General features: G+C 64.0%; 12 protein-coding genes and 1 pseudogene. All 13 read right to left on the minus strand.

Annotation, left to right across the window (positions count from 1 at the left end; all coding sequences use genetic code 11):
- Nucleotides 1–433, minus strand: a pseudogene (locus AC1DJN_RS15355) (NADH:ubiquinone oxidoreductase subunit N); the annotation flags it as partial.
- 15 nt (nt 434–448) lie between these two features.
- Entirely contained in the window at nt 449–1957 is a 1509-nt protein-coding gene (locus AC1DJN_RS15360; protein WP_025876221.1) for an NADH-quinone oxidoreductase subunit M, read from the minus strand.
- Between the two features lie 23 nt (nt 1958–1980).
- Nucleotides 1981–4140 (minus strand): NADH-quinone oxidoreductase subunit L, encoded by a 2160-nt coding sequence (gene nuoL, locus AC1DJN_RS15365; protein ID WP_478039398.1) that lies wholly within the window; start codon nt 4138–4140, stop codon nt 1981–1983.
- Nucleotides 4141–4147: 7 nt separating this feature from the next.
- Nucleotides 4148–4459, minus strand: coding sequence for an NADH-quinone oxidoreductase subunit NuoK (nuoK, locus tag AC1DJN_RS15370; protein WP_032951897.1), 312 nt, complete (start codon nt 4457–4459; stop codon nt 4148–4150).
- On the minus strand, nt 4456–5115 hold the full coding sequence (locus AC1DJN_RS15375; RefSeq protein WP_025876216.1) for an NADH-quinone oxidoreductase subunit J: 660 nt from the start codon (nt 5113–5115) through the stop codon (nt 4456–4458). Before AC1DJN_RS15375 ends, nuoK begins: the two co-directional genes overlap by 4 nt.
- A 9-nt stretch (nt 5116–5124) precedes the next feature.
- On the minus strand, nt 5125–5613 hold the full coding sequence (gene nuoI, locus AC1DJN_RS15380; protein WP_478039399.1) for an NADH-quinone oxidoreductase subunit NuoI: 489 nt from the start codon (nt 5611–5613) through the stop codon (nt 5125–5127).
- A gap of 3 nt (nt 5614–5616) precedes the next feature.
- A complete protein-coding gene (gene nuoH, locus AC1DJN_RS15385; protein ID WP_478039400.1) occupies nt 5617–6711 on the minus strand; it encodes an NADH-quinone oxidoreductase subunit NuoH in 1095 nt (364 codons plus the stop codon).
- The gene (nuoG, locus tag AC1DJN_RS15390; RefSeq protein WP_025876207.1) at nt 6708–8942 is read right to left on the minus strand and encodes an NADH-quinone oxidoreductase subunit NuoG; all 2235 of its coding nucleotides are present in this window, start codon (nt 8940–8942) and stop codon (nt 6708–6710) included. The genes nuoH and nuoG overlap by 4 nt, the downstream gene beginning before the upstream one ends.
- Nucleotides 8939–10279 (minus strand): NADH-quinone oxidoreductase subunit NuoF, encoded by a 1341-nt coding sequence (gene nuoF, locus AC1DJN_RS15395; RefSeq protein ID WP_478039401.1) that lies wholly within the window; start codon nt 10277–10279, stop codon nt 8939–8941. Before nuoF ends, nuoG begins: the two co-directional genes overlap by 4 nt.
- A 4-nt stretch (nt 10280–10283) precedes the next feature.
- A complete protein-coding gene (gene nuoE, locus AC1DJN_RS15400) occupies nt 10284–10811 on the minus strand; it encodes an NADH-quinone oxidoreductase subunit NuoE (protein ID WP_478039403.1) in 528 nt (175 codons plus the stop codon).
- A gap of 97 nt (nt 10812–10908) precedes the next feature.
- Nucleotides 10909–12216 carry an NADH-quinone oxidoreductase subunit D gene (locus AC1DJN_RS15405; RefSeq protein ID WP_478039405.1) on the minus strand — a complete coding sequence of 436 codons (1308 nt, stop codon included), beginning with the start codon at nt 12214–12216 and terminating at the stop codon, nt 10909–10911.
- Nucleotides 12213–12959 (minus strand): NADH-quinone oxidoreductase subunit C, encoded by a 747-nt coding sequence (locus AC1DJN_RS15410; RefSeq protein ID WP_025876200.1) that lies wholly within the window; start codon nt 12957–12959, stop codon nt 12213–12215. The genes AC1DJN_RS15405 and AC1DJN_RS15410 overlap by 4 nt, the downstream gene beginning before the upstream one ends.
- Nucleotides 12960–12992: 33 nt before the next feature.
- Nucleotides 12993–13510 (minus strand): NuoB/complex I 20 kDa subunit family protein (locus AC1DJN_RS15415; protein WP_478039407.1); only part of this gene is annotated, 518 nt, incomplete at its 5' end.

The following is a 13510-nucleotide window of genomic DNA, read 5'->3' on the forward strand; positions in this document are numbered from 1 at the left end:
GGGCCAGCAGTTCCAGACCCAGGTACACCATCAGCAGGCTGCCGGCGGACACCAGGATCATCATGCCGGCGGTGCCGAACAGGATCAGCACCGGAATCTCGCCCTGGAACAGCTTGCGCTCGCGCAGGTAGCCCCAGCCGTAGATCAGGGTCAGGCCGCTGAGCAGCACGATCCCGGTCTTCATCACGTCCGCGGCGGTATCGCGCACGAACATGCCATGGAAGACCTCCCCCTGCCCGCCCACGCCGGTGGCCAGCATGAACAGCACCACGGCCAGTGCGGCGACCGAGAACAGGTGGGTGACGATCTTGTTCCGTTCGCTGACGAACAGGTCGAGGATCATCAGGGCGAAGGCACTGCCGATCAGCACCAGCTCGGGAGCGAGCGGTGGCAGGTCAGCAGCGGTCAGTGGCAGCAGCGGCGAGGTGGTCATCATCAAATCCTGGAATTACAGCAACTTGCTGGATGCGATCTGCATCGCCAGCTTTGCGATCGAGGGCTCCATCAGGTCGGTCAGCGGCTTGGGGTAGATGCCCAGGGCCAGTACGCCAATGGCGAACACGCCCAGCACCAGCCATTCGCGGCCGTTGATGTCCTTCAGTTCGGCGACGTGGCTGTTGGCCACCTCACCGAAGAAGATGCGCTTGTACAGCCACAGGGTGTAGGCCGCACCGATGATCAGGGTGGTGGCTGCGCCCAGGGCGATCCACGGGTTCCGCTGGAACGCCGACAGGATGACCATGAATTCACCGACGAAACCGCTGGTGCCCGGCAGGCCGGCGTTGGCCATGAAGAACAGCATGGCGAACGTGGCGAACCACGGCATCACGTTGACCACGCCGCCGTAATCGGCGATGCGGCGGCTGTGCATGCGGTCGTACAGCACGCCGACGCAGGAGAACATCGCGCCGGACACGAAGCCGTGCGAGATCATCTGCACCATGGCGCCCTGCAGGCCCAGGCGGGCCGCATCGACGTTGCCGGCTTCACGCACCAGCCACAGGGCGATGAAGGTACCCAGGGTGACAAAGCCCATGTGCGCGATCGACGAATAGGCGATCAGCTTCTTCATGTCGTCCTGCACCAGGGCGACCAGGCCGACGTAGATCACTGCGATCAGCGACAGCGCGATGACCAGCCATGCCCATTCCTGCGAGGCATCGGGAACGATCGGCAGGTTGAAGCGCAGGAAGCCGTAGCCACCGATCTTCAGCGCGATGGCGGCCAGGATCACCGAACCGGCGGTCGGCGCTTCCACGTGCGCGTCCGGCAGCCAGGTATGCACCGGGAACATCGGCACCTTGACCGCGAACGCGATCAGGAAGGCGAAGAAGATCCAGGTCTGTTCCTTGCCCGACAGCTGCAGTGCGTAGAGGTCGGCCAGCTGGAAGCTGCCGCCCTTCATGTACAGGTAGATCAGCGCCACCAGCATCAGCACCGAGCCGAGGAAGGTGTAGAGGAAGAACTTCAGTGCGGCGTAGATGCGACGCGGGCCACCCCAGACACCGATGATCAGGAACATCGGGATCAGCATCGCCTCGAAGAACACGTAGAACAGCATCGCGTCCGTGGCGGCGAAGATGCCGACGGTGACACCTTCCAGGATCAGGAAAGCGGCCACGTACTGGTTCACGCGCTTGTCGATCGCGCTCCAGGCGCCGATCAGGGCGAGCACGCTGACCAGCGTGGTGAGCAGGATCAGCGCTACGGCGATGCCGTCCACGCCCAGGTTGTAGCCGATGTTGTAGGTCGGGATCCAGGCGTGGGTCTCGACGAACTGCAGCGCGTCGATGCCCGGGTTGTAGCCGCCCAGCAGCGACAGACTCGCCACGAAGGTCAGCACCGCGACGCCCAGCGACGCCCAGCGGGCGGTCTGCGCATCACGGATCGCAAGGATCAGGGCACCGCCGAGGATCGGCAGCCAGATGAGGACACTGAGTAGRGGCCAGTTCGACACGTCTTCTTATTCCGTACAGGTCATCAACGCMRGWAATGCATCAGCASGCCCAGSAGGGCAATCAGGCCGATGATCATCRCGAAGGCGTAGTGRTAGAGGAAACCGGATTGGGTACGGCGCAGCACGCTGGCTGCGACGTCCACAACACGTGCCGAGAGATTGACCACACCGTCGACGATGTTGCTGTCGATCCAGCGCGAGACCTTGCCCAGCTTGACGCTGCCACCGGCRAARCCATCGATCCACAGCTTGTCGAAGCCGTACTTGTTYTCCAGCACSGAYACCACCGGGGCGAAGGTCTTGCGTGCCTTGCCCGACAGGTCCGGCTTCCACAGGTAGAACARCRCRGCCAGCAGGAAGCCTGCCAGGGTCAGCCAGAACGGCGGCAGCATCATGCCGTGCAGCGCGAAGGCCACCGGACCATGGAACTCCTCGCCCAGGAAGGCCACGGTGTTCTTGGCCGGATCGTAGAAATCGACGATGCCGGTGAAGAACGTGTTGACCTGGCCCTTGATCGCCACATGGGCGTGGTGACCGGCCCAGTCGGTGCCGTGCAGCATCGGACCGATGCTGAAGAAACYGATGGCGATCGACGGGATGGCCAGCAGGATCAGTGGCAGCGTCACCACCCACGGGGTTTCATGCGGCTCATGCGGACCGTGGCCATGGCCGTGGTCGTCATGCGCGTCGGCATGATGTGCATCGGCAGCATGGTGGTCGTCATGACCATGGCCATGATCGTCGTGCGCATCGCGGAAGCGTTCCTTGCCGTGGAAGGTCAGGAACAGCAGGCGGAAGCTGTAGAAGCTGGTCACCAGCACGCCACCCAGCACCGCCCAGTAGCCATAGGTGGCCACCCAGCTGTTCTGCATGTGGGCGTGGATCTCGGCGGCCTCGATGATGGTGTCCTTCGAGTAGAAGCCGGAGAAGAACGGCGTACCGACCAGGGCCAGGGTACCGATCCACATGGTGATGAAGGTGATCGGCATGTACTTGCGCAGGCCGCCCATCTTGCGCATGTCCTGCTCGTGGTGCATCGCGATGATGACCGAGCCGGCACCCAGGAACAGCAGCGCCTTGAAGAAGGCGTGGGTCATCAGGTGGAACACGGCAGCGGAGTACGCCGACACGCCCAGCGCCACGGTCATGTAACCCAGCTGGGACAGCGTGGAGTACGCGACGACGCGCTTGATGTCGTTCTGCACGATGCCGATCAGGCCGGTGAAGAACGCGGTGGTGGCACCGATGAACAGGATGAAGTTCAACGCGGTCTGCGACAGCTCGAACAGCGGCGACATGCGGGTGACCATGAAGATACCGGCGGTYACCATSGTCGCGGCGTGGATCAGTGCCGAGATCGGGGTCGGGCCTTCCATCGAATCAGGCAGCCAGACGTGCAGCGGAACCTGGGCCGACTTGCCCATGGCACCGATGAACAGGCCGATGCAGATGACGGTGGCGATCGACCAGATCACCGGCTCGTTCAGCAGCTGCATGCCGAACATGGTGCCGTCCCAGATCTGCAGCTGGGCGCGCGGGTCGGCGAGCATGCCGGCCTGCGAGAACACCTGCGAGTAGTCCAGGGTACCGAACACCCACAACACGCCGGCGATGCCCAGCAGGAAGCCGAAGTCACCGACGCGGTTGACCAGGAACGCCTTCATGTTGGCGAAGATCGCGGTCGGGCGCTTGAACCAGAAACCGATCAGCAGGTACGACACCAGGCCCACTGCTTCCCAGCCGAAGAACAGCTGCAGGAAGTTGTTGCTCATCACCAGGGTGAGCATCGAGAAGGTGAACAGCGAGATGTAGCTGAAGAACCGCTGGTAACCCGGATCATCCTGCATGTAGCCGATCGTGTAGATGTGGACCAGCAGCGACACGAAGGTCACCACCACCATCATCATCGCGGTCAGCTTGTCGACCATGAAGCCGACATGGGCCGAGTACTGGCCGACTTCGAAGAACGTATACAGGTTCTGGTTGAACGGCTGCGCCCCGCCCCACAGCAGCTGGTAGAGCGTGTGCATCGACAGGCCGCAGGCAACCGCGACACCGAGGATCGTGATGGTCTGCGCGCCGAAGCGCTTGACCTGGCGACCGAACAGGCCGGCGATGATGCTGCCGAACAGCGGTGCAAGCACCACTGCGATCAACAGACTCTTGGAGAGAGTGATTTCCATCTGTGGATCAGCCCTTCAACGAATCGACTTCGCCGACATTGATCGTGCGGCGTGTACGGAACAGGGTCACCAGGATCGCCAGGCCGATGGCGGCCTCGGCAGCAGCCACGGTCAGGATGAAGAACACGAACAGCTGGCCGGCCGTGTCCCCCAGTTCCCGGGAGAACCCGACGAAATTGATGTTGACCGACAGCAGCATCAACTCGATGGACATCAGCAGGACGATGATGTTCTTTCGGTTGAGGAAGATGCCGGCGAGGCTGATGCAGAACAGCACCGCGCCCAGCGCCAGGATGTGGCCCAGAGTGATCGAGATCATGCCTTGGTCTCCTCGTCGCCCGCGGCCGGCGTGCTGTTGCTGTGGATCTGCGGCTGTTCGGCGTCCATCTTGACCATGCGCAGGCGGTCGTGTGCCTTGACCATGGTCTGCTGCGACGGGTTCTGCGTCTTCAGGCCTTCACGACGGCGCAGGGTCAGCATCACCGCGGCGACCACGGCCACGGTCAGGATGACGGCGGCGAACTCGAACGGCAGCAGGTACTCGGTGAACAGGCTGCGTGCCAGCCAGGTGACGTTGGAACTGTCGGCGGCGAGCGCGGCGGCGTTGTCGGCCGGGAACGGGTTGACCGTCCTGCCCTTCACGCCGATCAGGATCAGCATCTGCACCAGCATCGCCACGGCCACGATCAGGCCGACCGGCAGGTAGCGCACCCAGCCTTCACGCAGCTTGTCCGGATCGATGTCGAGCATCATCACCACGAACAGGAACAACACCATCACCGCACCAACGTAGACCAGCACCAGTGCCACGCCGAGGAACTCGGCGCCGACCAGCAGCCACACGCAGGCGATGGAGAAGAAGGTCAGCACCAGGCACAGGACAGCGTGCACGGGGTTGCGCACGCTGATCACCGCACCGGCCGAAACCGTTGCCGCGATGGCGAAGACCCAGAAAGCGATATTTACCCAATCCATCTCTCGACCTCAGCGGTAAGCGGCATCGGCGGCACGACGCTCGGCGATCTCGGATTCGAGACGGTCGCCCAGGGCCAGCAGCTGCGGCTTGGTAACGATGTTTTCGCCACGATTCTCGAAGTGGTACTCGAGGATGTGGGTCTCGACGATCGAGTCCACCGGGCAGCTTTCCTCACAGAAGCCGCAGAAGATGCACTTGRACAGATCGATGTCGTAGCGCGTGGTACGGCGGGTGCCGTCCTCGCGCTTGGCCGAATCGATGGTGATGRCCAATGCCGGGCACACCGCTTCGCACAGCTTGCAGGCGATGCAGCGCTCTTCACCGTTGGGATAACGGCGCAGGGCATGCAGGCCACGGAAGCGCGGCGACTGCGGGAACTTCTCCATCGGGTACATCATCGTGTACTTCGGCTTGAAGCTGTACTTCAGCGTCAGCCAGAGACCGGCCAGCAGTTCGAGCAGCAGCAGGCTCTTGAAGTAATGGGTAATCCTGTTCATCACTTAGACGCCCTTTTGAATCACGCCGAAGAACACCATGACGGCGGTAACCGCGATCCAGAAAATGGTCAGCGGGATGAAGACCTTCCAGCCCAGGCGCATGATCTGGTCATAGCGGAAGCGCGGGAAGCTTGCTCGGAACCAGATGTAGGCACTGGCGAAGAAGAAGACCTTGACGAACAGCCACGGCCAGCCGCCCTTCCAGATCCAGTCGATGAACGGCGAGATCTCGCCCGGGTTGACCCAGCCCTGGATCGGGCTCAGCCAGCCACCGAGGAAGAAGATCGAGATCAGGAAGCTGATCAGGATCATGTTCRCGTATTCGGCCAGGAAGAACAGGGCGAACGCACCGCCGGAGTACTCGACCATGTGGCCGGCGACGATTTCCGACTCGCCTTCCACCACGTCGAACGGCGCGCGGTTGGTTTCGGCGACGCCGGACACCCAGTACACGACGAACAGCGGGAACAGCGGGATCAGGAACCAGTCGAAGAAGCCGGAGCTGCCGGCCTGGGCCATCACGATGTTGCTGAGATTGAGGCTGCCCGAAGCGATCATCACGCCGACCAGGGCGAAGCCCATCGCGATTTCGTAGCTGATCATCTGCGCCGAGGCGCGCATGGCACCCAGGAACGCGTACTTCGAGTTGGAGGCCCAACCGGCAAGGATGATGCCGTAGATGCCCAGCGAGGTCATCGCCAGCAGGTACAGCAGGCCGGCATTGGCGTTGGACAGCACCAGCTGATGGTCGAACGGCACCACCGACCACGCGGCGAAGGCTGGGGCCAGGGTGATCAGCGGCGCCAGCAGGAAGATCGCCTTGTTGGCGCTGCTGGGCTGCAGGACTTCCTTGAACAGCAGCTTGAAGACGTCGGCGAAGGCCTGGAAGATGCCCATGCCCACGTACATCGGGCCGTGGCGGACGTGCATCCAGCCGATCAGCTTGCGTTCCCAGACCACGTAGAAGGCCACCGAGACGATCACCGGAACGGTGATCACCAGGATCTTCAGGATGATCCAGATCAGCGCGCCGATGTCACCCAGGCCAAGCAGCCACTGGTGCAGCGGATCGACCGCGTTAATCAGCAATTCGTTCATGCAGCCACCACCGAAACACGAGCGGCACCCAGCGGCGCGGTTGCGCCGTGGCCCGATTCAATCCAGACCGAACCCGCAGCGACGCGGGCGTCGACCACCACCGGCAGGGTGGCCTTGCCGGCATCGGTGCCGACCTTGGCCATCTGCCCTTCCTGCAGCTGCAGGCGGGCGGCATCGTCAGCGTTGAGCACGATGCGCGGGGCGTTGTTGAGCGGATGCGACTGCAGCGCCGGGGCGCGACGGACCACCGCATCGGTGCGGTAGATCGCAGCGGTCGAGGCCACTTCCATGCCCTCGCCCGCCAGCACCGGCTGTGCCGAAGCGGACACCTGCACGTTCACCGGTGCCAGGCTGGCGCGCAGGCCGGCCAGGTCGATGAACTCGAAACCGGCCACGGCCAGCTCACCGCCGAGTGCACGCAGCACGCGCCAGCCCTCGCGGGCCTCGCCCGGCAGCTTGCCGCCGGCACGCGCCGACTGCTCGCGACCATCGAGGTTGGTCAGGGTGGCATCGATTTCCGGCAGCGCACCGATCGGCAGGATCACGTCGGCAACGTCGCGGGTCGAGGCGCAGGCGAACTGGCTGAAGGCCACCACCTGTGCGCCGACCAGCGCCTTGCGCGCGGCCGGAGCATCGGCGAAGTCCAGGCCCGGTTCCAGGCCGTAGACCACGTAGGCCTTGCGCGGATCGGCCAGCATCGCAGCGACGTCCTTGCCGGCCGGCAGTACGCCGGCGCGGGTCAGGCCGATCGCATTGGCGCCCTGCGGGATGCGGCACAGCTTGGCACCGGTGGCGGCGGCGAAATCACGCGCAGCGGCGCGGATCGCAGCAGCCTGCGGATGGTTCTCGGCGATGCCACCGACGATCAGCACCGTATTGGTACCGCCCTGCACCGCCGAACGCAGCTCGGCGTTGGCCAGCGCATCGGCGAACTTCGACGGAGCCACGATCTGCTTGCCGGCAACGCTGAACGCGAAGTCGAAGTCGACCGGGTTGACCACGTGGATCTTCGCGCCGTTCTGGGTCTGCGCCTTGCGCAGGCGGGCGTGCAGCAACGGCAGCTCGTGGCGGATGTTGCTGCCGAGCACGACGATGCGGTCCGCGCCTTCGATCTCGGCCAGCGGCAGGCCGAACACTTCGGCAGTGGCGGCGTCGGAGAAGTCGCGGTTGTTGATGCGGTGGTCGATGTTGGCCGAACCCAGGCCGGTGGCCAGGCGGGCCAGCAGTGCGCCCTCTTCGTTCGACGTCGACGGGTGCACCAGCACGCCCAGGTTGTCGCCCTGGTTGGCCTTGAGGATCTCGGCGGCCGCGGCCAGGCCTTCAGCCCAGCTCACTTCCTTCCACTCGCCGTTGACCTTGCGCAGCGGCTTGACCGCACGGTCTTCGCTGTACAGGCCCTGGTGCGAATAACGGTCACGATCGGACAGCCAGCACTCGTTGACCGCCTCGTTGTCGCGCGGCACGGTACGCAGCACTTCGCCGCGACGCACGTGCAGGAACAGGTTCGAGCCCATCGCGTCGTGGTAGCCCAGCGATTCGCGCGCGGTCAGTTCCCACGGACGGGCGCGGAACTGGAACACCTTGTTGGTCAGCGCGCCGACCGGGCACACGTCGACGACGTTGCCCGAAAGCTCGGTGGTCAGCGGCTTGCCGTCGTAGGTGCCGATCTGCAGGTTTTCACCGCGGTACATGCCACCCAGTTCATAGGTACCGGCAACGTCGGCGGTGAAGCGGACGCAGCGGGTGCACTGGATGCAGCGGGTCATCTCGGTGGCGACCAGCGGGCCCATGTCCTCGTCGGCCACCACGCGCTTGCGCTCGTTGAAGCGGCTGACCGAACGGCCGTAGCCCAGCGACACGTCCTGCAGCTCGCACTCGCCGCCCTGATCGCAGATCGGGCAATCCAGCGGGTGGTTGATCAGCAGGAACTCCATCACCGAGCGCTGGAACTTCAGCGCCTTTTCACTGCGGGTGGCGACCTTCATGCCTTCCATCACCGGCGTGGCGCAGGCCGGTGCCGGCTTCGGCGACTTTTCCACATCCACCAGGCACATGCGGCAGTTGGCAGCGATCGGCAGCTTCTCGTGGTAGCAGAAGCGCGGAATCGAAATGCCCGCCTTGTCGGCGGCCTGGATGATCATCGAACCCTTGGGCACGACCAGCGACTTGCCATCGATCTCGATGGTGACGTGGTCCGGTGGCACGCTGGGATTTATGGGTTGCGCGCTCATGCAGCGGCTGCCTCCACCTTCTTGCCGTCAACCATCGAATGACCGTTGACGATGTAGTACTCGAATTCGTCCCAGAACTGGCGCAGGAAACCCTGGATGGGCCATGCCGCCGCTTCGCCGAACGCACAGATGGTATGGCCTTCGATCTGGCCGGCCACGGTCTTCAACTGGTGCAGGTCTTCCATCGTGGCCTTGCCGGCGACGATGCGCTCCAGCACGCGGTGCATCCAGCCGGTACCTTCGCGGCACGGGGTGCACTGGCCACAGGATTCCTTGTGGAAGAACTGGCTGATGCGGCAGGCGAACTTGACGCAGCAGACGCTGTCATCCAGCACCACGACCGCACCGGAGCCCAGGCCGGAGCCCAGCGCACGGATGGTGTCGTAGTCCATCGGCAGGCCCTTCAGCTCGGCCGCGGTCAGCACCGGCATGGACACGCCGCCCGGGATCGCGCCCTTGAGCTTGCGACCCGGCTTGAGGCCGCCGGCCATTTCCAGCAGGTCGTCGAAGGTGGTGCCCAGCGGCACTTCGAAATTGCCGCCCTTCTGCACGCAGCCGGACACCGAGAAGCACTTCGGGCCGCCATTGGCGGTCAGGCTCAGGCCCTTGAACCACTCCGGACCATTGCGGATGATCGCCGGCACCGAACCGTAGGTTTCGGTGTTGTTGATCGTCGACGGCTTGCCATACAGGCCGAAATTGGCCGGGAACGGCGGCTTGTAGCGCGGCTGGCCCTTCTTGCCTTCCAGCGATTCCATCAGCGCGGTTTCTTCGCCGCAGATGTAGGCGCCGGCACCCAGGGCGCCGTAGATGTCGATATCCACGCCCGAGCCCAGCACGTTCTTGCCCAGCCAGCCGTTTGCATAGGCATCGGCCAGGGCCTGCTCGAAGTGCTCGAACGGCTCGTGGTGGAATTCACCGCGCAGGTAGTTGTAGCCCACGGTCGAACCGGTGGCGTAGCAGGCAATCGCCATGCCTTCGACCACCGAATGCGGGTTGTAGCGCAGGATGTCGCGATCCTTGCAGGTGCCCGGCTCGGATTCRTCSGAGTTGCAGAGGATGTACTTCTGCAYGKTGCCCTTGGGCATGAAGGACCACTTCAGGCCGGTCGGGAARCCKGCGCCGCCGCGGCCGCGCAGGCCCGAGGCCTTGACCATCTCGATGACCTGCTCCGGCGGGATCTTCTCTTCGAGGATCTTGCGCAGGGCAGCGTAGCCACCGGTCTTCAGATAGCTTTCGTACGACCACGGGGTGTCGTAATGCAGGGTGGTGTAGACCACCTGGTGCGGCAGCGGCGCGGGGCCGACCGGACCCTTGGATTCGTGGTGATGTGCCATGCCCTTACTCCAGCCCGTCCAGAAGCTCGTCGACCTTTTCCAGGGTCAGACGCTCATGGTAGTGACCATTGATGACCATCATCGGTGCACCCGCGCAGCCGGCCAGGCACTCTTCCTCGCGCTTGAGGTAGACGCGGCCGTCAGCGGTCGACTGACCGTTCTTGATGCCCAGCTTCTTCTCGCAATGGCGCACGATGTCTTCGGCGCCATTGAGCCAGCAGCTGATGTTCGTGCAGATGGCCACGTTGTTGCGGCCCACCTTCTCGGTCTCGAACATCGAGTAGAAGCTGGCAACCTCGTAGGCCCACACCGGCGRCAGGTCCAGGTACTTGGCCACGCCGGCGATCAGCTCGTCGGTCAGCCAGCCCTGGTTCTGCTCCTGGGCAGCATGCAGACCCTGCAGCACGGCAGAGCGCTTGCGGTCCGGCGGGAACTTGGACAGCCAGTGATCGATGTGAGCGCGGGTTTTGTCGCTCAACACCACCATCGGGTCGACGTCGCGCGCCGCCTCGAAATTACCTGTCGCCTTCATCGGYCGACCTCAGCGAAATGCATAACGTGAAATTGCAGAAACTGCGGCGCCGGCTTGCGCCGGCTGCCTGCAGCGGGCGTTGGCGTGGCGGACGGCATTACCGGTCAACCTCGCCGAACACCAGATCGTAGGTACCGATCATCGCCACCACGTCGGCCAGCATGTGGCCGCGCACGATCGAATCGATCGAGGACAGGTGGGCAAAGCCCGGCGCACGAAGGTGTACGCGGAACGGCTTGTTGGCGCCGTCGGAAACCAGGTAGCAGCCGAATTCGCCCTTGGGCGCTTCAACCGCGGCGTAGGTCTCGCCGGCCGGCACGCAATAGCCTTCACTGAACAGCTTGAAGTGATGGATCAGCGCTTCCATGTCGTCCTTCATGTCCTCGCGCTTGGGCGGAGCGACCTTGAAGTTSTYGACSATGACCGGGCCSGGRTTGGCCTTCAGCCAYKYMACGCACTGCTTGATGATGCGGTTGGACTSGCGCATTTCGGCAACGCGGCACAGGTAGCGATCGTAGCAATCGCCTTCCTTGCCCAGCGGGATGTCGAAATCGACGGCATCGTACTTCGCATAAGGGCGCTTCTTGCGCAGATCCCAGGCGACGCCCGAGCCACGCAGCATCACGCCGGTCATGCCCCACTGGTGGGCCAGCTCCGGGGTGACCACGCCGATGCCGACGGTACGCTGCTTCCAGATACGGTTGTCGGTCAGCAGGGTCTCGTATTCGTCGACACGACCCGGGAACTCATTGGTGAAGTTCTCCAGGAAGTCCAGCAGCGAACCTTCGCGCGAGGCATTGAGGTTCTTCAGGGCCTTGCCCTTGTGCCAGCGCGATTCCTTGTACTTCGGCATGTGGTCCGGCAGGTCGCGGTAGACACCGCCCGGACGGTAGTACGCCGCGTGCATGCGCGCGCCGGAGACCGCTTCGTAGCAGTCCATCAGCTCTTCGCGCTCGCGGAAGGCGTACAGCATCACCGCCATCGCACCCAGGTCGAGCGCGTTGGAACCCAGCCACATCAAGTGGTTCAGGATGCGGGTGATCTCGTCGAACATCGTGCGGATGTACTGCGCGCGCTCCGGCGCCTCGATGCCCATCAGGGTYTCGATSGAGCGCACGTAGGCGTGCTCGTTGCACATCATCGACACGTAATCSAGGCGATCCATGTAGCCGATCGACTGGTTGAAGGGCTTGGATTCGGCCAGCTTCTCCGTGCCCCGGTGCAGCAGACCCACGTGCGGGTCGGCACGCATGATGGTCTCGCCGTCCATCTCCAGGATCAGGCGCAGCACACCGTGCGCGGCCGGATGCTGCGGGCCGAAGTTCATGGTGTAGTTGCGGATTTCCTGCCGGCTTTCGGCAGCGTTGCTGGCGAATGCTTCGCCGGCCTGGTGTACGTGACTCACTTCACTGCCTCCTGCGAGCGCTCGCCGGCAGCGGTCTGCAGGCGGGCGTCGTCGCGGATCACGCGCGGCACGCCGACGCGCGGCTCCACCGAGGTGACCGGTTCGTAGATGACACGCTTCTTTTCTTCGTCGTAGCGGACTTCGACGTTGCCGATCAGCGGGAAGTCCTTGCGGAACGGATGGCCGACGAAACCGTAGTCGGTCAGGATCCGGCGCAGGTCCGGGTGACCTTCGAAGATCACGCCATACAGATCGAACGCTTCGCGCTCGAACCAGTTCAGGCCCGGCCAGATGCTGGTCAGCGAGGACACCACCGGCAGCGCTTCGTCAGGCGCGAAGCAGCGCAGGTGCATCATCAGGTTGTGCTGGTACGAACGCAGCTGTGCGACCACGGCGAAGCGCTGGGTCGGCATGTGCTGCGGACGGGCACCGTCGGCGCTCTCTTCGCTGGGGAATTCGCCCCAGGCGAAGCGGCCCTGGGCCTTGCCCTCGACACCGCGGCTGAAGCCCTGCGAGGACACGTCGGCGGTGTCCCACTCGTCGGAGCCATAACCGAGGTAATCGACGCCGCAGAGGTCCACGGCCTGCTCGAAACCAAACTCGTCACGCAGCGCGAGGGCGGTGGCGTGCCACTCAGCGGCAGGCACTTCCAGCGTCACTTCGCCGCGGGGTTCGACCACGATGACCTTCGCACCAGCGAAACGTGCGGAGAGTCGGTCGATGAAGGATGCTTGCTCTGCCATGGGGGCTTGGCGCGCTCTTGTCAGGTGAAGGGGTCAGCGGGCGATGGTCTGTGTACGCCAGATCTTCTTCTGCAGCTGCAGGATCCCGTACACCAGCGCCTCGGCGGTCGGCGGGCAGCCCGGGACGTAGACGTCCACCGGCACCACGCGATCACAGCCGCGCACCACAGAATAGGAATAGTGGTAGTAACCACYGCCATTGGCGCAGCTGCCCATGGAGATCACCCACTTGGGGTCGGGCATCTGGTCATAGACCTTGCGCAGCGCCGGGGCCATCTTGTTGACCAGGGTGCCGGCGACGATCATCACGTCGGACTGGCGCGGCGACGGGCGGAACACCACACCGTAGCGGTCAAGGTCCAGGCGCGCTGCACCTGCGTGCATCATTTCGACCGCACAGCAGGCCAGACCGAAGGTCATGGGCCACATCGAGCCGGTGCGTGCCCAGTTCAGCAGCGCATCGACGCTGGTGGTGACAAAGCCCTTTTCCAGCAGCGGGTTGTCGCCTTCCGGCCGCAGGATGTCGTCAACCCGCCCTTCCGGGACAGGAT

This window comes from Stenotrophomonas sp. 05L414_2, assembly GCF_056397905.1.

What these genes read in the sequence shown, in the direction of transcription:
- AC1DJN_RS15375 (WP_025876216.1), bottom strand. Translation starts at nt 5,115, where the DNA reads ATGGATTGGGTAAATATCGCTTTCTGGGTCTTCGCCATCGCGGCAACG.
- nuoG (WP_025876207.1), bottom strand. Translation starts at nt 8,942, where the DNA reads ATGAGCGCGCAACCCATAAATCCCAGCGTGCCACCGGACCACGTCACC.
- nuoK (WP_032951897.1), bottom strand. Translation starts at nt 4,459, where the DNA reads ATGATCTCGATCACTCTGGGCCACATCCTGGCGCTGGGCGCGGTGCTG.
- AC1DJN_RS15410 (WP_025876200.1), bottom strand. Translation starts at nt 12,959, where the DNA reads ATGGCAGAGCAAGCATCCTTCATCGACCGACTCTCCGCACGTTTCGCT.